19 protein-coding genes are annotated in these 19,589 nt (G+C 67.3%); 11 read left to right on the forward strand and 8 right to left on the reverse strand.

Annotated elements, in window-relative coordinates; genetic code table 11:
- Positions 1-63 precede the first annotated feature (63 nt).
- Entirely contained in the window at positions 64-723 is a 660-nt protein-coding gene (locus G154_RS10780) for a response regulator transcription factor (protein ID WP_019514021.1), read from the reverse strand.
- 175 nt (positions 724-898) lie between these two features.
- On the reverse strand, positions 899-3,187 hold the full coding sequence (locus tag G154_RS10785) for a sensor histidine kinase (RefSeq protein WP_023985327.1): 2,289 nt from the start codon (positions 3,185-3,187) through the stop codon (positions 899-901).
- Positions 3,188-3,332: 145 nt separating this feature from the next.
- On the opposite strand from G154_RS10785, the gene G154_RS10790 reads away from it, so the two are divergent.
- Together G154_RS10790 and G154_RS10795 are read left to right on the forward strand one after the other, a co-directional pair.
- Complete coding sequence (locus G154_RS10790; RefSeq protein ID WP_019514023.1) at positions 3,333-4,151, forward strand: SHOCT domain-containing protein; 819 nt, start codon at positions 3,333-3,335, stop codon at positions 4,149-4,151.
- An 81-nt stretch (positions 4,152-4,232) separates the two neighbouring features.
- Positions 4,233-5,084 carry a mycofactocin-coupled SDR family oxidoreductase gene (locus G154_RS10795; RefSeq protein ID WP_023985328.1) on the forward strand — a complete coding sequence of 284 codons (852 nt, stop codon included), beginning with the start codon at positions 4,233-4,235 and terminating at the stop codon, positions 5,082-5,084.
- Here the strand turns inward: G154_RS10795 and rocD are convergent.
- A complete protein-coding gene (gene rocD, locus G154_RS10800) occupies positions 5,071-6,291 on the reverse strand; it encodes an ornithine--oxo-acid transaminase (RefSeq protein WP_019514025.1) in 1,221 nt (406 codons plus the stop codon). The two genes, G154_RS10795 and rocD, sit on opposite strands and share 14 nt — an antisense overlap.
- Entirely contained in the window at positions 6,288-7,130 is an 843-nt protein-coding gene (gene ddaH / locus G154_RS10805) for a dimethylargininase (RefSeq protein ID WP_031601336.1), read from the reverse strand. The genes rocD and ddaH overlap by 4 nt, the downstream gene beginning before the upstream one ends.
- Positions 7,131-7,244: 114 nt before the next feature.
- On the opposite strand from ddaH, the gene G154_RS10810 reads away from it, so the two are divergent.
- Positions 7,245-7,688: an Lrp/AsnC family transcriptional regulator gene (locus G154_RS10810; RefSeq protein ID WP_031601337.1), complete on the forward strand. Its 444-nt coding sequence runs from the start codon at positions 7,245-7,247 to the stop codon at positions 7,686-7,688.
- Between the two features lie 35 nt (positions 7,689-7,723).
- Entirely contained in the window at positions 7,724-8,914 is a 1,191-nt protein-coding gene (locus tag G154_RS10815; RefSeq protein ID WP_019514028.1) for an NAD(P)/FAD-dependent oxidoreductase, read from the forward strand.
- Between the two features lie 4 nt (positions 8,915-8,918).
- On the opposite strand, the gene G154_RS10820 is transcribed toward G154_RS10815, so the two are convergent.
- The 3 genes from G154_RS10820 to mftR all read right to left on the reverse strand — a co-directional run bounded on the left by G154_RS10820 (position 8,919) and on the right by mftR (position 11,432).
- Positions 8,919-10,202: a VOC family protein gene (locus G154_RS10820; protein ID WP_019514029.1), complete on the reverse strand. Its 1,284-nt coding sequence runs from the start codon at positions 10,200-10,202 to the stop codon at positions 8,919-8,921.
- Positions 10,199-10,726, reverse strand: coding sequence for an RNA polymerase sigma factor (locus G154_RS10825; protein ID WP_019514030.1), 528 nt, complete (start codon positions 10,724-10,726; stop codon positions 10,199-10,201). Before G154_RS10825 ends, G154_RS10820 begins: the two co-directional genes overlap by 4 nt.
- A gap of 91 nt (positions 10,727-10,817) precedes the next feature.
- Positions 10,818-11,432, reverse strand: coding sequence for a mycofactocin system transcriptional regulator (gene mftR, locus G154_RS10830; RefSeq protein ID WP_019514031.1), 615 nt, complete (start codon positions 11,430-11,432; stop codon positions 10,818-10,820).
- A 66-nt stretch (positions 11,433-11,498) separates the two neighbouring features.
- Between mftR and mftA the strand changes: the two genes are divergently transcribed.
- The 7 genes from mftA to mftG all read left to right on the forward strand — a co-directional run bounded on the left by mftA (position 11,499) and on the right by mftG (position 17,943).
- Entirely contained in the window at positions 11,499-11,594 is a 96-nt protein-coding gene (mftA, locus tag G154_RS25980) for a mycofactocin precursor MftA (protein WP_019514032.1), read from the forward strand.
- Positions 11,579-11,893, forward strand: coding sequence for a mycofactocin biosynthesis chaperone MftB (mftB, locus tag G154_RS10835; protein WP_023985333.1), 315 nt, complete (start codon positions 11,579-11,581; stop codon positions 11,891-11,893). Before mftA ends, mftB begins: the two co-directional genes overlap by 16 nt.
- Positions 11,894-13,114: a mycofactocin radical SAM maturase gene (gene mftC, locus G154_RS10840; RefSeq protein WP_019514034.1), complete on the forward strand. Its 1,221-nt coding sequence runs from the start codon at positions 11,894-11,896 to the stop codon at positions 13,112-13,114.
- 5 nt (positions 13,115-13,119) lie between these two features.
- Entirely contained in the window at positions 13,120-14,295 is a 1,176-nt protein-coding gene (gene mftD / locus G154_RS10845; protein WP_019514035.1) for a pre-mycofactocin synthase MftD, read from the forward strand.
- 120 nt (positions 14,296-14,415) lie between these two features.
- A complete protein-coding gene (gene mftE, locus G154_RS10850) occupies positions 14,416-15,159 on the forward strand; it encodes a mycofactocin biosynthesis peptidyl-dipeptidase MftE (protein WP_019514036.1) in 744 nt (247 codons plus the stop codon).
- Positions 15,156-16,568, forward strand: a complete 1,413-nt coding sequence (gene mftF, locus G154_RS10855) for a mycofactocin biosynthesis glycosyltransferase MftF (protein ID WP_019514037.1) — start codon at positions 15,156-15,158, stop codon at positions 16,566-16,568. Before mftE ends, mftF begins: the two co-directional genes overlap by 4 nt.
- Before the next feature lie 7 nt (positions 16,569-16,575).
- The gene (gene mftG, locus G154_RS10860) at positions 16,576-17,943 is read left to right on the forward strand and encodes a mycofactocin system GMC family oxidoreductase MftG (protein WP_019514038.1); all 1,368 of its coding nucleotides are present in this window, start codon (positions 16,576-16,578) and stop codon (positions 17,941-17,943) included.
- Here the strand turns inward: mftG and G154_RS10865 are convergent.
- Positions 17,940-19,529, reverse strand: coding sequence for an MFS transporter (locus G154_RS10865; protein WP_019514039.1), 1,590 nt, complete (start codon positions 19,527-19,529; stop codon positions 17,940-17,942). The two genes, mftG and G154_RS10865, sit on opposite strands and share 4 nt — an antisense overlap.
- Positions 19,530-19,589: the final 60 nt, after the last annotated feature.

Below are 19,589 nucleotides of genomic sequence, written 5' to 3' on the forward strand. Positions count from 1 at the left end.
GCTCACCCGAAAGGGTGGGCGCCGCTTTGCTTTTCGTGTTGTCCTGAAGGACGGCGAGGGCGACTAGAGATCCTCGATGCTGAGGATCCCGTCTTGCACCGCGCGTGCGATGAGCGCCGCCTTGGTGGGTGCGGGCCGTCCGACCGCGGCGTACTTCGCCCGGGCGCGCTGCAGATGCGTTCGTACCGTGGACGGTTCGATGAACAGTCGCTTGGCGACGAACTCCTTGTTCTCGGTCTGGAACCAGGCGATCAGGACTTCGCGTTCGCGGGTGCTCAGGCCGGGTCGTCCGACGGTCCGGTCGTTGAACAGAGCCTTGGCCATTCGCGGCCCCACATAGGGGGAGTTGGCCCGTGCGGCGTAGATCGCGTCGAAGAGGTGCTGCTTGTCCTCACTCTTGGCCAGGAAGGTGCTGGCACCGGCATCGAGGCTGGTCAGGATCACTTCGTCGGTGGCCATATGCGAGTAGACGATCACCCGATGCCCGGCCTCGCAGACCTCGCGCAGAGTGTCGAACTCCGGCTGGAACCGGTCGTATTGCAGGTCGAACAGCACGACCTCGATATCCTGCCCACCCTCGGGGTGATCGGTCAGGAATGTCTTCGGATGGGAGTATTCGGCGACGAGTTCGATCGGCGGATCCATTTCGGCAAACCACGCCCGCACTCCGGCGTGGATCACGTCATGGTCGTCGATCAAGACCACCGACACGGCGTCTGTCATGCTCCCCGCCCCGCGAATTACCGTCTCCATCATGCATTTCACCCACAAATCAGCGTTCCAGCAAGTGGTCCGCGCCCCGTCCCCGTAGGAGGACTGTACTACTCGAGCGGGCTGTTTGTTGCCCAAGATGAAGTTATGGCTAACTGAATTGTCGCCTCGGTAGATATCCGGACGTTCAGGCGATGTCGACGCGCACGTCGTCGGTGGCGACCGCGTCGCGGTCTGCGTCATGAAGCCGGTGGTGGACGCTGACCCAGATCGTGTCGTCGATCTCGGTGACCTCGACCCGCGGTGAGCCCGGGCCACCGGGACGCGATGTGACATCGGCGCCGCTGCTGTCGCAGATGATGCTCGCGACGATCTCATCGGGTGCCGCCACCAGCCCCACCCTGGCGTGCCGGGTGGCCGTCGCCAGCGTGGTCGCCACCGGTTCCAACAGCCGGCGGCGTTCCTCGGCTCCGAGCTCGGGTAGCTCGTGGTCGGTGCTCAGCGATACCACCACCCCGCGCTGGTCGGCGGCATCGATGGCGGGGCGCAGGTCGGAGACCAGCGGATTACCGGCCGTGCGGGCCTGGTAGATGTAGAGCCGGAGCCGGCGTGACTCGATGCGCGCGCGCCACCGGATATCGGCGTCGATGGTGCCGGTGCTGAGCGTCTGCAGCAGCGGAAAGACGCCCTGGACCAGCTCTGAGTTACGCCGGATGTAGTTCTCGTGCAACGCTTCGGCGATGCGCCGCTGGGCATCCTGGGCCCAGCGTTCCCGGCTCTCCTGCACTGCGGTGGCGTGGGCGCGACGCATCCACGCCGGGAATGCCAGCACCAGCAGCTGCACGACGAAAACCCCGGCGGTATGTAGAGCGAGGTTGAATGCCGCTGCCATGCCGGGATGCTGGACATAGTTGAGGATCCCGGTGGTCAGCCAGAACAGCACCATCACCGATACCGAGACCTGCCACGGTCTGCGCAGCAGGTAGGGCAGGACGCACAGCGTGGTCGCCGACAGCGTCCACTGGATGGGGCTGCCGAGTTGATCGTGGGGCAGCAGCAGGGACTGGGCGCAGACCACCACCCCCATGGTGGCGATGGCGGGAATCGTCAGGTCGGGCCCCCGACCGAGCACCGTGGGTAGTGCGCCGAGGGCCACCAGGACCGCGATCGCGCCGAGGATTAGGTGCACACCCGGATTCGGGGTACGGAATGCGGTGTTCGGGACGGCCACCGCGAGCTGCAGCACGGCGATCGCGACGATCGCGATGCCGAATCGGACCAGGATGCGTTCGGTCAGCTGGTCGACATCAGCGGGTAGCGAGTGGTCGGCCGGTGTGCGTGCGCGATCCCAGGTGAGCGTGATGACGGTGCCGGCGCCGGGTGCCGACCGTACCGAGGCAGTGCCCCCTGCGCGACGCATCCGGCCGACGATCGACTCGGCAACCCCATGGCCCAGGCTGGTGCGCATGGTGTCGAAACCGATGCCGTCATCGGTGACGGTGATGCGCGACGGCGTGATGTCGATGGTGATTCGTGTTGCGCGCGCGTGCCGTTCGGCGTTGTTCAGTGACTCGCGTACCACCGCGACGACGGCATGAGCGGCTCTGCCCGCCAGCACCAGTTCGGGCACCCCGGTGATGTCCACCGGGGTGCTGACATGGCCCATCTCGGCCCGCAACGCCGCGACGATGTCCATCTCGGCGTGCGGAGGATTGCCCGGGTTGTCCTGCGCCAACAGCGCCAGATCGCGTTGTGCCTGCGCGGCGATGCGGTCGGGGGAGATCTTGGCGCCCTCGCCGACGAGGTGCAGGGTGGAGGCCGCGGTGTCGTGCACGAGCGCCATGTGCTCGAGTTCGTTGTCGCGCATCGCGGCGGTCAAGGCGTCGCGCAGGGCCGCTTCGTTGTTGTCGCTGCGTACCCGGTCGACTCGGCGCGCGACGGCGCGCGCGGTCAGCACCAGTACCGTGGTGGCCACCCACTGGATGGGCAGCACATAGTAGATCGTCGGAAGGTAGAGAACGCGGTCCCAGCCGATCACCTGCGCGCACCCCGCGGCGTAGGCCGCCGTGATGGCCAGTGCCGCAGGCAGACTCCATTTCGGCGGCGCCGCGAGGGCTGCACAGATGACCCCGGTGCCGGCGATCACCTGCGGGACGGAGTTGGTGTAGAGCAACTGCGGGTCGACGCCGAACACCGGGACGGTGGCCGAGACAGCCAGCACGTACCCGAAGTCGATGGACAGTTGCAGTGGTGCCGTGGAGCGGGTCAGCAACCGGTAGATCGCCCACCACACCAGCAGGGCAAGTCCGATGACACCGACCGAGTTCTCCGGGGTGCCGGGCAGCAGTAATGCGCTCCCGCAGGCGACCAGGGTGGCGCAGTTGAGCAGGATGACTGCAATTTCCTGTGCGCCGTTGACGACCTGCCGCTCGGACACGTCGGCCGCGAGATCGTGGCCGCTCCTGGGCACAGGCATGTTCTTACCAAACATTCACGTCTAGGTCAGCCAGATGGCGGACATCGCCATATGTTAGGCGCATTCGCATGGCCTGTCCTGAGCAGCGGGCTTGGACTGGCATTCGTCCCCGCTACTCTGTGCCCGTCGAGGTGAGGAGCGCGCCATGGTGTGGCGTTATGTCAAGGCCCAAGCGTGGGTTCTGCTGTGCGGTGGGCTCGTGGGTCCGATATTCCTGGCTGTCTACTTCGCCACCGGCCAGAGCGAGCTGATGAAGTGGATGTTCTGGGTGGGTCTGTTGATCACCGCGGTGGACGTGCTGGCCGCCCTTGGCCTGGCGGCCTACGGGGCCAACGCGCAGGCCCGCGCCGAGGCGCTGGAAGCCGACGGGGTACTCGCGCTGGCCACCATCACCGGTCTGGCCGAGACGAACACCCGCATCAACGATCGACCGCTGGTGCGACTGCAGTTGAACATCGCCGGGCCCGGCATGGCACCGTTCGCGGCCGAGGATCAGGTGATCGCCGGAGTGGAGCGGTTGCCGATGCTGACCGCACGGCGGCTGGTGGTGCTGGTCGATCCTGCGACGCGCAAGTTCCAGATCGACTGGAACAGGTCGGGTTTGATCACCGGTCTGATGCCGGCGACGTTCTCGGTCGCCGAGGACAACCGGACCTACGATCTGTCCGGTCAGGTGGAGCCGCTGATGGAGATCCTGCAGATCCTCAAGGCCAACGGCATCGGGATGAACAGCATGGTGGACTTGCGTGACAACCCTGTCGCGCGCGCACAGGTGCAGGCCGTGGTGCGGCGTGCGGCCGGCCGGCGTGCGGCCGCACCCGAAACGCCCGCCGCGGCGGCGCAGGCGGCTCCCTCGATCAGTACCGCGCAGCGGTTGCAGGAGTTGGAGACGCTGCGGGCCACCGGTGCGATCACCGATCAGGAGTACACCGCCAAACGCCAGCAGATCATCGCCGAGCTGTAGCGCGCGGAAATACTAGAACACGTTCCAGTTTGGCTGCTAGCCTTGGCCCTCGTGAGTTCGGCGTACGAGGAAGGACCGGTCATGGCGGCAGAGAAGGCACTCGAAGGCCGAGTGGCATACGTGACCGGGGCCGCGCGCGGTCAGGGCCGAGCGCACGCGGTGCGGCTGGCCAACGAGGGTGCCGACATCGTCGCCTCCGACATCTGTGCGCCCGCTTCTCCGACGGTCACCTACCCGGCCGCCACTCCCGAGGATCTCGCCGAGACGGTGCGCGCGGTCGAAGCCACCGGACGAAAGGTGCTCTCGCGGGCCGTCGACATCCGTGATCTGGAAGCCCAGCAACAGCTCGTCGCCGACACCATCGAACAGTTCGGTCGCCTCGATGTGGTGGTCGCCAACGCCGGAGTGTTGAGCTGGGGCCGGATCTGGGAGCTGACCCCCGAACAGTGGGACACCGTCGTCGACGTCAACCTCAACGGCACCTGGCGCACCATCCGGGCGACCGTGCCCGCCATGATCGAGGCGGGTAACGGCGGATCGATCATCATCGTCAGCTCCTCGGCCGGCGTGAAAGCCACCCCCGGCAACGCCCACTACGCCGCCTCCAAGCACGGCCTCACGGCGCTGACCAACTCGCTGGCCCTCGAGGTAGGCGAATTCGGTATCCGGGTCAACTCGATCCATCCGTACTCGATCGACACACCGATGATCGAGCCGGAGGCGATGGGGGCGATGTTCGCCAAGCATCCCAGCTTCCTGCACAGTTTCGCGCCGATGCCGTATCACCGGGTCACCGACGGTAAGAGCGAAGGGTTGGCCGCCTTCATGGCGCCCGAGGAGGTGTCCAATGTGGTCGCATGGCTGGCCGGCGACGGTTCGGCGACCCTGTCGGGCAGTCAGATCGCCGTCGACCGTGGCGTCATGAAGTACTAGCCAGCGCGTCGGCGAATCTGTCCAGCGCCCAATCGATCTCGTCGGCGGTGACCACCAGCGGCGGAGCCAGCCGCAGGGTATGGCCGTGCGTGTCCTTGACCAGAACGCCCCGTTCGGCCAGCCGCCGGCTCACCTGCTTGCCGGTTCCCAGTGCCGGATCGATGTCCACCCCGGCCCACAAGCCCTTACCGCGGACCGCGGTGACCCCGGGGATCTCGGGCAACCTTGCATGCAGCCGTGCACCGAGTTCGGTTGACCGGGACTGGTATTCGCCGGTGCGCAGCATCGAGACCACGGTCGAGCCGACCGCTGCCGCCAGCGGGTTCCCACCGAAGGTCGAACCATGCTCACCGGGGTGCAGCACGCCGAGGACATCTGAGTCGGCCACCACCGCCGACAGTGGAAGCACGCCGCCACCGAGCGCCTTGCCGAGCAGGTACACGTCGGGCACCACATCCCAGTGTGCGCAGGCGAAGGTCTGCCCCGTCCTGGCCAGGCCCGACTGGATCTCGTCGGCGATCAGCAGCACGTTGTTCTGCGTGCACAGTTGCCGGACCCTCGGCAGAAAATCGTCGGGTGGCACGATGATGCCCGCCTCGCCCTGGATGGGCTCCACGAGGACCGCGACGGTGTTCTCGCCGATCGCGTCGGCCACCGCATCGGCGTCGCCGAATGGGACGGCACGGAAGCCCGGGGTGAAGGGTCCGAATCCGTCGCGCGCGGCCGGGTCGTCGGAGAAGCTGACGATCGTGGTGGTTCGACCGTGGAAATTGTTGTGTGCCACCACGATCTCGGCCCGACCCGGCGGAACGCCCTTGACGTCGGTGCCCCATTTGCGGGCAACCTTGATGGCGCTCTCGACCGCTTCGGCACCGCTGTTCATCGGCAGCACCATGTCCTTGTCGCACAGTTGTGCCAGGGCCGCGCAGAACGGACCGAGCCGGTCGGAGTGGAAGGCCCGGCTCACCAGGGTGAGTCGGTCGAGCTGGGCGTGCGCGGCGGCGATGATCAGCGGATGGCGGTGGCCGAAATTCACTGCCGAGTACGCGGCCAGAAAATCCAGGTAGCGGTTGCCCTCCACATCGGTGATCCAGGCGCCCGTCGCCGAGGCGGCAACCACCGGTAGCGGTGCATAGTTGTGTGCCACGTGGCGACCGTCCAGTTCGATGGCCGCCGCGGTGGCGCGGTGGTCGGCGATCACGTTCACGAAAAGATCTCCAGCGTGCAGCACTTCACCGACCCGCCGCCCTTGAGCAGCTCGGAGAGCTCGATACCGACGGGGTGGAATCCCGCGTCCTGCAGCTGCGCGGCGAATCCCGTCGCGGCCGCCGGCAGCACCACATGACGACCGTCTGACACCGCGTTGAGGCCCAGCACGAACGCGTCGGCGGAACCGACCGTGAGCGCGTCGGGAAAGCGGCTGCGCAGCAGGGCAAGTGCGTCATCGCTGAATGCCGGCGGGTAATAGGCGATCAGCGGGGACGGGCCGTCGGTGAGCACCGTGAGTGCGGTATCGAGATGGTAGAAGCGCGGATCGATCAGTTCCAGGCTCAGCACCGACAGGCCGGTGATCGCGGCGATCTCGTCGTGGGCCCGGCGGTCGGTGCGGAAACCGTAACCCGCCAGCACCGTCGTCCCGGCTACCAGGAGATCGCCCTGTCCCTCGTTGTGGTGTCGAGTCCGCCGCGGCTGCAGGCCGGCAGCGCTCATCCATGCGCAGTAGGCGTCGGCCTCGGCCGCGCGCTCGGGATAGGTGAAATTGGCGACGATCGCGTGACCATTGATCACCAGTCCGCCGTTGGCGGCGTAGACCATGTCCGGCAGGCCGGGGACCGGGTCGACCAGTTCGACGGTGTGTCCGAGGTCGGTATAGGTGCGCCGCAAGACCTCCCACTGCGCGACGGCCCGGTCGACATCGACTCCGATGGCGGGGTTCATCCACGGGTTGATCGCGTATTCCACCGCGAAGTGCGCGGGTGCGGTCATGACAAATCGGCGGGTGCGGGCTCGGCGGGTGGTTTCGGTGCTGAGGTCGGAAACCGTCATGATCATGACGATATTGACCTCGAAGGACACAATCAATCGCCATGTATTGCGTATAGTATGGAGATTGATTGCGGATTACAGGGCAAGATGCACATTCGTTGCGCCGACGAGGGGATGTGGATGGACGAGGTCGACGAGCGCATCATCGCCGAGCTGACCGACCACGCCCGCGCGACATTCGCCGAGATCGGCGAGCGGGTGAATCTGTCCGCTCCCGCGGTCAAGCGCCGGGTGGACCGGATGCTCGACACGGGGGTGATCCGTGGTTTCACCGCGGTGGTCGATCGGCAGGCGCTGGGCTGGACCACCGAGGCCTATGTGCAGGTGTACTGCCACGGCACCATCGCGCCCGCGGAGTTGCGGCAGGCGTGGGTGAACATCCCAGAAGTGGTGAGCGCGGCGACGGTCACCGGAACGGCGGACGCGATTCTGCATGTGCTGGCGCGCGATATGCGACATCTGGAGGACGCGCTGGAACGGATCAGGGCCAGCGCCGATATCGAGCGAAGTGAGAGCATCGTGGTGTTGTCCAACCTCATCGAACGCGGCAGATCCTGACGGGGTAGGCGGACCACCCGGGCCGCTGGTGGTGTATGAAGTCCCACGTGGCAAATACTGGTGGAATCGTCATCGTCGGCGGCGGCCTGGCGGGTGCCCGCACCGCCGAACAGCTCCGTCGCGCCGAGTACGACGGCCCGATCACCATTGTCAGCAATGAGCAGCACCTGCCGTATGACCGGCCGCCGCTGTCCAAAGAGGTGCTGCGCAATGCCGAGCACGATGTCGTGCTCAAGCCTCAGGAGTTCTACGACGAGGCACGTATCACGCTGCGGCTCGGCAACGGTGTCACCGCTGTCGACACCGCGGCCAAGACCCTGACGCTGGCCGATGGCTCGACGCTCGGATACGACGAGCTCGTCATCGCGACCGGCCTTGAGCCGAAGCGGATTCCGTCCTTTCCCGACCTCGAGGGCATCCGGGTGCTGCGTTCGCTCGGCGAGAGTGCCGAACTGCGTGAGCATGCCGCGCGCGCCCGCAATGCGGTGATCATCGGCGCCGGGTTCATCGGCTGCGAGGTCGCGGCCAGCCTGCGCCAGCTCGGCGTCGACGTGGTGATCGTCGAGCCGCAGCCCACCCCGCTGGCCTCGGTGCTCGGCGAGACGATCGGCGCGTTGGTCACCCGGCTGCACGAGGCCGAGGGTGTGCAGGTGCGCTGCGGTGTCGGCGTCGATTCGGTGTCCGGTGACGGCAAGGTCGAGAAGGTGGTGCTCTCCGACGGCACCGAACTGGACGCCGACATCGTCGTCGTCGGTATCGGATCGCGTCCGGTCACCGGCTTCCTCGACGGCAGCGGTGTCGAGGTGGACAACGGTGTGGTGTGCGACTCGGCCGGCCGCACAGGAGTCGAACACGTGTGGGCCATCGGCGATGTGGCCTCCTGGCGAACCGAGGCGGGCCATCAGGAGCGCGTCGAGCACTGGAGCAACGTCGCCGAGCAGGCGCGCGTGCTGGTGCCCGCGCTGCTGGGCCGGGAGCCCGCGTCGGCGGCCGTCTCCGTTCCCTATTTCTGGAGCGACCAGTACGACGTCAAGATCCAGTGTCTCGGTGAGCCGGCCGCCGATGATGTCGTGCACCTGGTCAGTGACGACGGCCGTAAGTTCCTCGCCTACTACGAGCGCGATGGTGTGCTGACCGCGGTGGTCGGCGGCGGCATGCCCGGCAAGGTGATGAAGGCCCGCGGCAAGATCGCCGCGGGCGCTCCCATCGCCGACGTCCTCGACTGATCGCTCAGAGCTCGCCGAGGTAGAACACGCTGCCCTGGTCGTCGGTGCACAGCGCCGAGCGCCCGTAGGACTGCGTCGACGGTTCATCGACGATCGTGCCGCCGGCGGCACGGACCCGCTCGGTCGCCGCGTCGATGTCCGTGACGGTCCACATCGGCACGGCCGCAGGTCGATCCTGGCCGCCCACCATGCCCGCCATCGGGTGGGCGCCCTGGATCTCCCAGCCGTCCGCAACGCGGCCGGTGTCGAAGGTCCAGAACAGGAATCGGCTGTAGAACGCCCGGAATGCCGCGGAGTCCTGCGCGTGGTAGGTGATGTACGAAAGGTCGCCCGGGCCCGTGCCGTTGAGTTCCGGGCGCGGGGTGCCGGGCGCGGGGCGGTACACCGCGAACGGCGCACCGGAAGGATCGGTCGCGTCGAGCGTCGTGCCGTACCCGGACTCGGCTTCGACTCCCACCGCCCCGCCGCCGGAGATGATCGCCTGACGGGTGCCGGCCAGGTCGTCGACGGCATAGCAGCAGCGCATCGTCGTGGTTCCCGCGCTGCGGGACAGCGTGATTCGGGTGGCGGTGTTGGTCACCCGGTCGGCCGCCGCGTCGAACTCCCAGCCGAGCACCCGACCGTAGAAGGTTGCGGCGCGCTCGGTGTCGGGGGTGCATATCGACACGACGCCGACATCGCCGTGCTGGATGCTGACCGCGGCACCGGTCACCGGTCCGGTCAGCATCCACCGGTGCCCGGAGGGATCGATGATGGTCGCGGTGCGCGACCCGTGCGCCTCGTAGGGTTGCCGCTCGACGGTCGCGCCGCGACCGGCCGCGCGCAGCAGCGCCGCATCGGTGTCCGGCACCTGCAGCATCAGGCTCACCGAGACCGACTGCGGGGCGGGTGCTTTCAGGCCCATCTCGGGGAATTCGTCGGCCAGGTAGAGCACGCCCGCGCCGATGCTGAGTTCGGCGTGCCCGACCCGACCGTCGTCCATCACGATCGGGTCGCCCAGCAGTGTGGCGCCCAGTGCGTGGACGTACCAGTCGATGGCAGTGCGCGCATCGCGGACCGACAGATAGGGCAGCGCTGCGGGGCGGGGCATACCGGCGACGGCGGCCTCGGCGTTGTTCAGGTCGCCGATGGCGGTATCGGTGCCACTCATCTGGACTCCTCGGGTGTGGTGGGGGAGGGTGAGGGCCGATTCCAGGCGGCCGCGCAGCCGGGCCGCGAACGCCGGATCGGGAGCCACCGGAAGCTCGTCACCGCGCAGTGCGGTCAACGGATCTGGTTCATCGATCATGGGGTGCCTCCTTCCGGTGTCGGGTAGTGCGTTCGAAAAGCGCGGCGGGCGCGCACCAGCAGGGCTTCGGTCGCGTGCACGGTCCGCCCGAGCAGCTGTGCGCATTCGGGTACCGAGCAGTCGTCGAGATAACGCAATGCCAGCACGGTGCGGTGATGTTCGGGCAGGTGTGCGAGCACCGACTCGGCGACGATGCGGTCCAGCTCGATGTCCCAGTCGTCCACCGGGTCGGTGTCCGGCAGATCGGCGACCGGCACGGTGAATCTGTCGTGCCTGCGGCGGTAGTGGTCGGCCAGTTTGTGTCTGGCCACCCCCACCAGCCAGGGCATCGTGATCGGCGGCGGCGCTGACCGGCGGGCGGCATCCATGGCCGCCAGGAACGTCTCCGACGTCAGATCTTCGGCGGTTGCGCGATCACCGCAGCGCCGGGTGAAGTATCCGTACACCACAGGTAGCGCCTCGTCATAGAGCTCCAGGAGCTCCCGGGGCGCGTCGCGCGGTTCGGTGTGGACGCTCACACCCATATCGTCGCCGCCGGGGCCTCAACTCCGACACCCCAATTTCTCGCGGTTTGTGGAGTCTCGCCCGCAACCAGCGCGGGCGAGACTCCACAAATCACAGTTCGGTCAGCCCGCGGCCCACCACATCGAAGGAGTCGCCGAGCAGCCGGGCCAGTGACACCGACTCGTCACCCAGCCACTGCTCGTAGGCGGTCAGCGCGACACCCAGCAGGGTCCACGCGGCTGTCTGGGGAACCAGACCGTCGGCTTGCTCACCGCGGCGGCGGGCGACGTAGTCCGCGACCACGGCGCGCCAGCCTGCATACATCGTCATCGAATGTGCCTGTAGGGCATCGGTTTTGAGAATCAAACGCATACGGCGACGGTGCCGGTCCTTATCGTCGAACTCGTTGAACGCCAGCAGTGCGGTGCGCAACGCCTCGCCGACGCCCGCGGTCGGGTCGGCGTCGTCGAGCAGTTGGCGCATGTGGTTGAGATAGGCGTCGAAATCTCCCCAGGGGATCGCGTTCTTGGACGGGTAGTAGCGGAACAGGGTCCGACGGGCGATGCCGGCGGCCTTGGCGACATCGTCGACGCTGACCTCGTCGAAGCCATGGGTGGTGAACAACTCGAGTGCGACGTCGGTGATGTGGTCCTGATTGGTCGACGGGCGCCGGCCGACGCGAGACGCCACGTGAACCACCCCTTCCATTTGTGCACTGGATGCCATATTGTGTGCGACACAGGTCACACTCATCGAACATGGTGACCTGGTAACAGCCTAGAAAGGTATGACATGGACCAGAACCAGCAGGCCGAGAACACCACCGAACTCGTCACCGAATCGCTCGTCGAAGAGGTCTCCATCGACGGTATGTGCGGGGTCTACTGATCGTGACCGCACCCACTGCTGATGCAGTGGCGTTCGATCCCGATCGCGGCTGGCGGCTGCACCACCAGGTGGCGGTGCGGCCGGAGCCGTTCGGGGCGCTGCTGTACCACTTCGGTACCCGCAAGCTGTCTTTCCTGAAGAACCGGACGATCGTCGCGGTGGTCAACTCGCTGCCCGAGCACCCCGATGTCCGATCCGCCTGTCGCGCCGCCGGTATCGACGACGCCGCCCAAGGCCCCTATCTACATGCGCTCAGTGTGCTGGTGAAGTCCAACATGCTCGTCGCCAAGGAGACTTAAATGACCGCCGTCCTGCCCCCGGCGCTTGCTCCCGTCAAGGTCGCCGAGCCGACCAAGGTTCCCAAGCTCGTCGAGCAGTTCGAGCACGGCCTCGACGCGCCGATCTGCCTGACCTGGGAACTGACGTACGCGTGCAACCTGTCGTGTGTGCACTGCCTGTCGTCCTCGGGCAAGCGCGACCCGCGTGAGCTGTCGACCCAACAGTGCAAGGACATCATCGACGAGCTGGAACGCATGCAGGTGTTCTATGTGAACATCGGCGGCGGCGAACCGACTGTCCGATCGGACTTCTGGGAGCTCGTCGACTACGCGACCGAGCATCACGTCGGGGTCAAGTTCTCCACCAACGGTGTGCGCATCGATGAGTTGGTGGCCGCGAAGCTGGCCGCCAGCGATTACGTCGACGTGCAGATCTCGCTGGACGGCGCGACCGCCGAGGTCAACGACGAGGTCCGCGGACCCGGCTCGTTCGCGATGGCGATCCGCGCCCTGGAAAACCTGCGCGAGGCGGGCTTCAAGGACGCCAAGATCTCGGTGGTGGTGACCCGCCACAATGTCGGCCAGCTCGACGAATTCAAGGCGCTGGCAGACACTTACGGCGCGACTCTGCGTATCACCCGGCTGCGTCCCTCCGGTCGAGGGGCCGACGTCTGGGACGAGCTGCACCCGACCCCGGCCCAGCAGGTCGAGCTCTACAACTGGCTGGTGGCCCACGGCGAGCGCGTGCTCACCGGTGACTCCTTCTTCCACCTGTCGGGTCTCGGGGAACCGGGCGCACTGGCCGGGCTGAACCTGTGCGGCGCCGGCCGGGTGGTCTGCCTGATCGACCCGGTGGGTGACGTGTACGCCTGCCCGTTCGCGATCCACGACAAGTTCCTGGCCGGAAATGTCTTGACCAGCAACGGTTTCAAAGATGTGTGGCAGAACTCGGTGCTGTTCAACGAACTGCGCGAGCCGCAGTCGGCCGGTGCCTGCGCCAGCTGTAACCATTACGACGCGTGCCGGGGTGGCTGCATGGCCGCCAAGTTCTTCACCGGTCTGCCGATGGACGGGCCAGACCCCGAATGCGTCCAAGGCTACGGCGAGCCCGCCCTGGCCGCCGAGCGCGACAAGCCCAAGTCCAGTGTCGACCACTCCCGCGCCGGCGGGAGGAAAGGTCCGATTCCGTTGAAGTTGTTGACCGTCCCGCCCAAGAAGTTCTGTAACGAAAGTCCTGTGTAGAGATCATGGCCCGTGATACCTGGTTCGAGACCGTTGCCATCGCCCAACAGCGTGCGAAAAAGCGGCTACCGCGCTCTGCCTACTCCTCGCTGATCTCGGCCAGCGAGAAGGGCGTCTCGGTCTCCGACAATGTCGAGGCGTTCTCCGAACTGGGCTTCGCGCCCCATGTGATCGGTGCCACCGAGAAGCGGGAGATGTCCACCACCGTTATGGGACAGGACATTTCGATGCCTGTCATCATCTCGCCGACTGGCGTGCAGGCCGTCGACCCCGACGGAGAGGTGGCCGTCGCCCGTGCCGCCGCCGCCCGCGGCACCGCCATGGGACTGTCGTCGTTCGCCAGCAAGCCGATGGAGGAAGTCACCGCCGTCAACGACAAGATCTTCTTCCAGATCTACTGGTTGGGTAGCCGCGACGACATCCTGGCCCGGATGGAGCGCGCCCGCACTGCCGGAGCCAAGGGCCTGATCCTCACCACGGACTGGAGCTTCAGCCACGGCCGGGACTGGGGTAGCCCCAAGATCCCCGAGCAGATGGATCTGAAGACCATGATCAAGATGAGCCCGGAGGTCATCACCAAACCCCGTTGGTTCTTCAGCTTCGCCAAGCACCTGCGTCCGCCGGACCTGCGGGTCCCCAACCAGGGGCGGCCCGGCGAGCCCGGCCCGACCTTCTTCGAGGCCTACGGCCAATGGATGGGCACCCCGCCGCCCACCTGGGAGGATGTCGCCTGGCTGCGTGAACAGTGGGGCGGTCCGTTCCTGCTCAAGGGCATGGTCCGGGTCGACGATGCCAAACGCGCTGTGGACGCCGGGGTTTCGGCGATCACGGTGTCCAACCACGGCGGCAACAACCTGGACAGCACTCCGGCCGCCATCCGCTGCCTGCCTGCCATCGCCGATGCCGTCGGCGACCAGGTCGAGGTCCTGCTCGACGGTGGTATCCGCCGCGGTAGCGATGTCGTCAAGGCCGTCGCTCTGGGTGCGCGCGCGGTGCTGATCGGGCGGGCCTATCTGTGGGGTCTGGCGGCCAACGGCCAGGCCGGTGTCGAGAACGTCCTGGACATCCTGTCCGGGGGTATCGACTCCGCGATGCGGGGCCTGGGCAAGTCGTCCATCCACGACCTCACCCGTGAGGATGTGCTGATCCCGGAGGGCTTCACCCGCACCCTGGGCGTCTGACGGTCGCGGCCTGGATGAGACGGGCGTGGCTGCCGTTACGGACGTGACCGAATGTCCGCCGACTGGGCGACAGGTCCACCACGATTTCCGTCGCATGCGCCAACAATCGATGCATCACAGGTGAACTGGGCCTACCATCGGCGGGTGGCTTTACCCGCCGAGCTCGGTAGCGAGACGTCGACCGGACTCGTCGGTGGCACATCCGGCGACAGGCCGGCGCTGATCATTCCGGTCGGGTCCCTCGAACAGCACGGACCGCACCTTCCGTTGGACACCGACACCCGCATCGCCGAGGTCGTCGGACGGGCGCTGGCGGCCAGGCTGGGCGACGGCTGGCTGCTGGCACCCGCGCTCAACTATGGCGCCAGCGGTGAGCACGAGGGCTTCGTGGGCACCATCTCGATCGGCACCGCCGCCCTGCGGCAGGTGTTGATCGAGTACGGCCGGTCGGCCGGGATCTGGGCAGGCCGGATGGTCTTCGTCAACGGCCACGGGGGGAATGTCGACGCGCTGGCCGGGGCGGTCACCACGCTGCGCTACGAGGGTCGCGATGCCGGGTGGTGTTCCTGCGCGGTGCGCGGCGCCGATGCGCACGCCGGGCACACCGAAACCTCGATACTGCTGCATATTTCACCCGCTGACGTGCGTAGGGACGCCGTGGTGCCCGGAAACAGCGCCCCGCTGCCGGAATTGCTGCCTGCCATGCGGGCGGGCGGGATCGCCGCGGTGAGCGCGGTCGGCGTGCTGGGCGACGCCACCACCGCCACGGAGGCCGACGGCGCCAGATACGTTGCCGCTATGGTCGACGAGTGTGCCCGCAAACTGTCGGCGTGGGCACCGAACGAACGGGGGATGCTGACATGACGGGGCCGCGGCTGCCGGACGGATTCGTCGTCCAGGTCGATCGGCGGGTCAAGGTGCTCGGCGCCGGCTCGGCCTTGCTCGGTGGTTCCCCCACGCGGCTGCTGAGGCTGGCTCCGGTGGCCCAGACGATGCTCGACGAAGGCCGCCTGGAAGTCCACGACGCGCTGTCGGCGCAGTTGGCGCGCGCACTACTCGACGCCACCGTGGCCCATCCGCGCCCGGCGACGGGCCCATCGCATCACGATGTCACCGTGGTGATTCCGGTGCGCAACAACATCTTCGGGGTCAGCCGACTGGTCAGGTCACTGCGTGACATGCAGATCGTGGTGGTCGACGACGGATCGACGGTGCCGATCTCGGAAGTGGACTTCGCCGGGGCGCACTGCCCGGTACGGGTCGTGCGCCACCAGCAGAGCCGGGGTCCCGCCGCCGCCCGTAACACCGGCCTGCGGGTCTGTGACACCGATTTCGTGGCCTTCCTGGACTCCGATGTGGTGCCCCGGCGCGGCTGGCTGGAGGCCCTGCTCGGCCACTTCTGCGACCCGGCCGTCGCCCTGGTGGCGCCGCGCATCGTGAGTCTGCGCGAACCGGAGAATCTGCTCGCCCGCTACGAGGCCGTGCGTTCCTCGCTCGATCTCGGTATGCGTGAGGCGCCCGTCGTCCCGCTGGGATCGGTGGCCTACGTGCCGAGCGCGGCGATCATCTGCCGTCGCTCGGCGTTGATCGACGTGGGCGGATTCGACGAGACGTTACGCTCCGGCGAGGATGTCGACCTGTGCTGGCGGCTGGTGGAGGCGGGCGCGCGGCTGCGCTACGAGCCCATCGCGCTCGTCGGGCACGACCACCGGACACACTTGCGGGAATGGTTCGCGCGCAAGGCCTTCTACGGAGAGTCTGCCGCGCCGTTGTCGGTGCGGCACCCTGGCAAGACGGCGCCGATGGTGGTTTCGCGCTGGGTGTTGTTGTTGTGGATGCTGGCGGCGACGGGATCACCGCTGGGGTACTGTGCGGCCGCGGTGATCGCGGTGCTGTTCGGCCGTCGGGTGGCCACCTCACTGGAGACCGTCGAGACGGCTCCCCGCGATGTCGCTACCATGACGGTGCACGGACTGTGGGGCGCGGCGCTGCAGGTCGCCTCGGCGATCTGTCGGCATTACTGGCCTGTCGCCCTCGTGGCGGGGGTGTTGTTCCGGCGTTGCCGGCGGGTGGTGTTGACCGCGGCGGTTCTGGACGGCCTGGTCGACTGGGTGAGCCGGAACAACAGCATCCCCGAGGACACCCGGCGGGTCGGATTCCTGGGTTATCTGGTGCTCAAGCGTCTCGACGACATCGCCTACGGGCTGGGGCTGTGGACAGGTGTGGTCCGCGAGCGACACCTCGGTGCGCTCAAACCGCAGATCCGTACCTGAGCGGCCCGTGCGCGTCGTCATCGTCGGAGCCGGTAGCGCCGGTTCTCTTCTGGCCGAGCGGCTTTCCCGCGACCCCGATTGCCAGGTGACGCTCTTCGAGGCGGGGCCTCTCGCCGACGGTACGGAGCTGCGGGCAGCCCATCGACTACCGATCGAGCCGGCCAGTCCGGTCGCGGCCCGCTTCTCGGCCGTGCTGACCGATCACCCGGCCAGACCGGTGAGCCTGGTGCGGGGCGCGGTGGTGGGGGGATCGGGGGCCATCAACGGCGGTTACTTCTGCCGGGGCCGGTCGACAGATTTCGACGGGTGGAAGCTGCCGGGATGGTCCTGGGACGATGTCCTGCCGGATTTCCGCGCCATCGAGACCGATCATGACTTCACCGGGCCGCTGCACGGTGCCGATGGTCCGATCCCGGTTGTCCGTACCCGCCGATTCAGCGCCGGCACAGAGCGATTCGTCGAATCCGCGTTGGCTCATGGCTTCGGCTGGATCGATGACCTCAACGGGACACATACCGGGGACGGGGTCGGGGCCGTCCCGCTCAACGTCGTCGACGGTCAGCGGTGTGGACCGGGTGCGATGGCGCTGTCACCGGCGTTGGACCGTCCCAACCTGGATCTGCAGTCCGGAACCCGCGTGCTGGCGGTCCGGTTCACCGGGCACCGGGCGGTCGGTGTTCAGGTGGTCGGGCCCGATGGGGCGGCGGTGTGGGAAGCCGACCGGATCGTACTGTGCGCGGGTGCCATCTCCACCGCACAACTGCTGATGCTCTCGGGGTGCGGACCTGCCGAGGCGCTGTCGCGGGCAGGGGTGCCGGTGCGGGTCGACCTCCCGGTCGGACAGAACTTCGCCGACCATCCTGAGTGGCTGCTGCCGACGCGGTGGCCCGCGACGTCCGGACGTACCCCCCTGGAGGCATCGCTGTCGGTCGGGGATGTCGACATCCGGCTCTACACATCAGGTTTCGCTGAGATGGTCGGTGAGCTGCCGTCGGATCCGCCGCATCTGGGCGTGGCGCTGATGCGCCCCCGGGTTCGCGGCAAGCTGACATTGGTGTCGGCCGATCCGCTGGTCGCGCCCACGATCGAACACCATTACGACTCGGTGGCCGCAGATGTCGCCGCCTTGCGGGACGGCGCCGAGCTGGCGCGTGATCTCGCCGGTCTCGGTGACGTCGAAGCCAATTGGTCTACCACCCAACATCTTTGCGGTACCGCCCCGATGGGCTCGGTTCTCGACGCGCAGTGCCGGGTGCTCGGGGTCGACGGGCTGTGGGTCGCCGATGGTTCGGTGATGCCCACCATCACCTCACGAGGTCCGCACGCGAGCATCGCGATGATCGGCCACCGGGTCGCGCCGTTCGTCGCCGGTTAGCGGCGATGCTTGCCGGTACCACGCAGGCCGCGCAGGACTGCCAGTTGGCGGCCGTCGCGCCCGGGGGCCCAGAATCCGAGGACCACCGCGCTGATTCCCACCACGAGCGCCATCACCAGTAGCGCCGAGCTCATCGATTCGACGAATGCCGACTCGGCCAGTTCGGCTACCGAGGCGCCCCGTGGCCCGAGGGTGGCCGAGACCTCCAAGGCCTGGCCCAGAGATCCGGTCACCGCCTCGCGCACCGGTAGCGGGAGATCGGCGGGCAGCGCCGGGGCAAGTGCATCGGTGTACTTCGCGGCGAGCAGTGATCCGGCCAAGGCGATGCCCAGCGCGGCGCCCACCTCGCGGGTGGTGTCGTTGACCGCCGATGCCACGCCCTGCTTGTCATCGGACACCGTGCTCATGATCGCCGAAGTGGCCGGCGTGGTGAGTAATCCGATGCCGGCGCTCATCACCAGCATGGGCCATCCGATGGCGCCGTAACCGTCTCCGAGCGAAACACCGCTCATCAAGGCGAATCCGATGGCGACGAGGGTGGACCCGGTGAACACCACCGCCCGCAGACCGACTCGGGGCAGGTACCAGAACGCCGTGGTCGACAGCAGCAGCACCGGGCCGACCAGTGGTGTCAACGCCATGGCGGTCTTGATCGGGGTGTAGCCGAGGATCAGTTGCATGTGCTGCACGATGATGAAGAAGTAGCCGAACATCGACAGGAAGAAGACGGTGATCGTGGCCGCTCCGGTGGCGAAGGCGGGGTCGGCGAACAGTCGGATGTCCAGAAGCGGGTGCCCGCAGCGCAGTTCCCATACCGCGAAGGCCACCACCAGTGCCACGCCGGCGGACAGGCACCCGATCACCAGTGCATCGGACCACCCCCGGGCGGGTACCTCGAGGATGGCGAACACCACCGCCGCGACCCCGCTGCCGATCAACACCGCACCGACCCAGTCCAGCGGGGTGGCCACGGACTCCTTGGACGTGGCGATCGTCAGGGCGAGGAGGAACAACGCCGCGGCGGCGGCGGTGAAGGCCCAGAAGATCATCTGCCAGGACCAGAAGTGCAGGATGGCGCCCGACCCGAGCATTCCGATGATCGCGCCGGAACCGGCGGCGCCGGCCCAGATGCCGACGGCCTTGTTGCGCTGGTCTTTCGGGTACGCCGTGGTGATCAGCGACAGGGTCGCCGGCATGACCAGTGCGGCACCGGCTCCGGCGGCGCCACGCGCGATGATGAGGTGTAGTGGATCCGACCAGATGGCCGGCGCGATCGAGGCGATCCCGAACACGGACAACCCCACCAGTAGGGCACCGCGGCGGCCGTAGCGGTCCCCGAGCGCGCCGGCGGGCAGCAACAGGCAGGCCAGCACCAACGTGTAGCTGTCGACGATCCAGGTGAGCTCGGTTTGGGTGGCCGACGTCGACGTCGCCAGATCCGGCAACGCGGTGTTCAACCCGATCATCGACGAGATGACAAGGAGGACACCGAGACACGCTACGGTGAGGGTCCAGCGGCGCGCGGCGGCAGACGGCTGCGGCATCGAGCCGGTGGCGTGGTCGGCCTCGCTGAGCGTATCGACCATGTCCCCGCTTTCGACGAGTGCGTTATTTTTGGTACTGATCGTCTTGTTTCGAGACTAACA

This window comes from Mycobacterium sp. VKM Ac-1816D (genome assembly GCF_000416385.1).
Taxonomy (GTDB): Bacteria; Actinomycetota; Actinomycetes; order Mycobacteriales; family Mycobacteriaceae; genus Mycobacterium; species Mycobacterium neoaurum_A.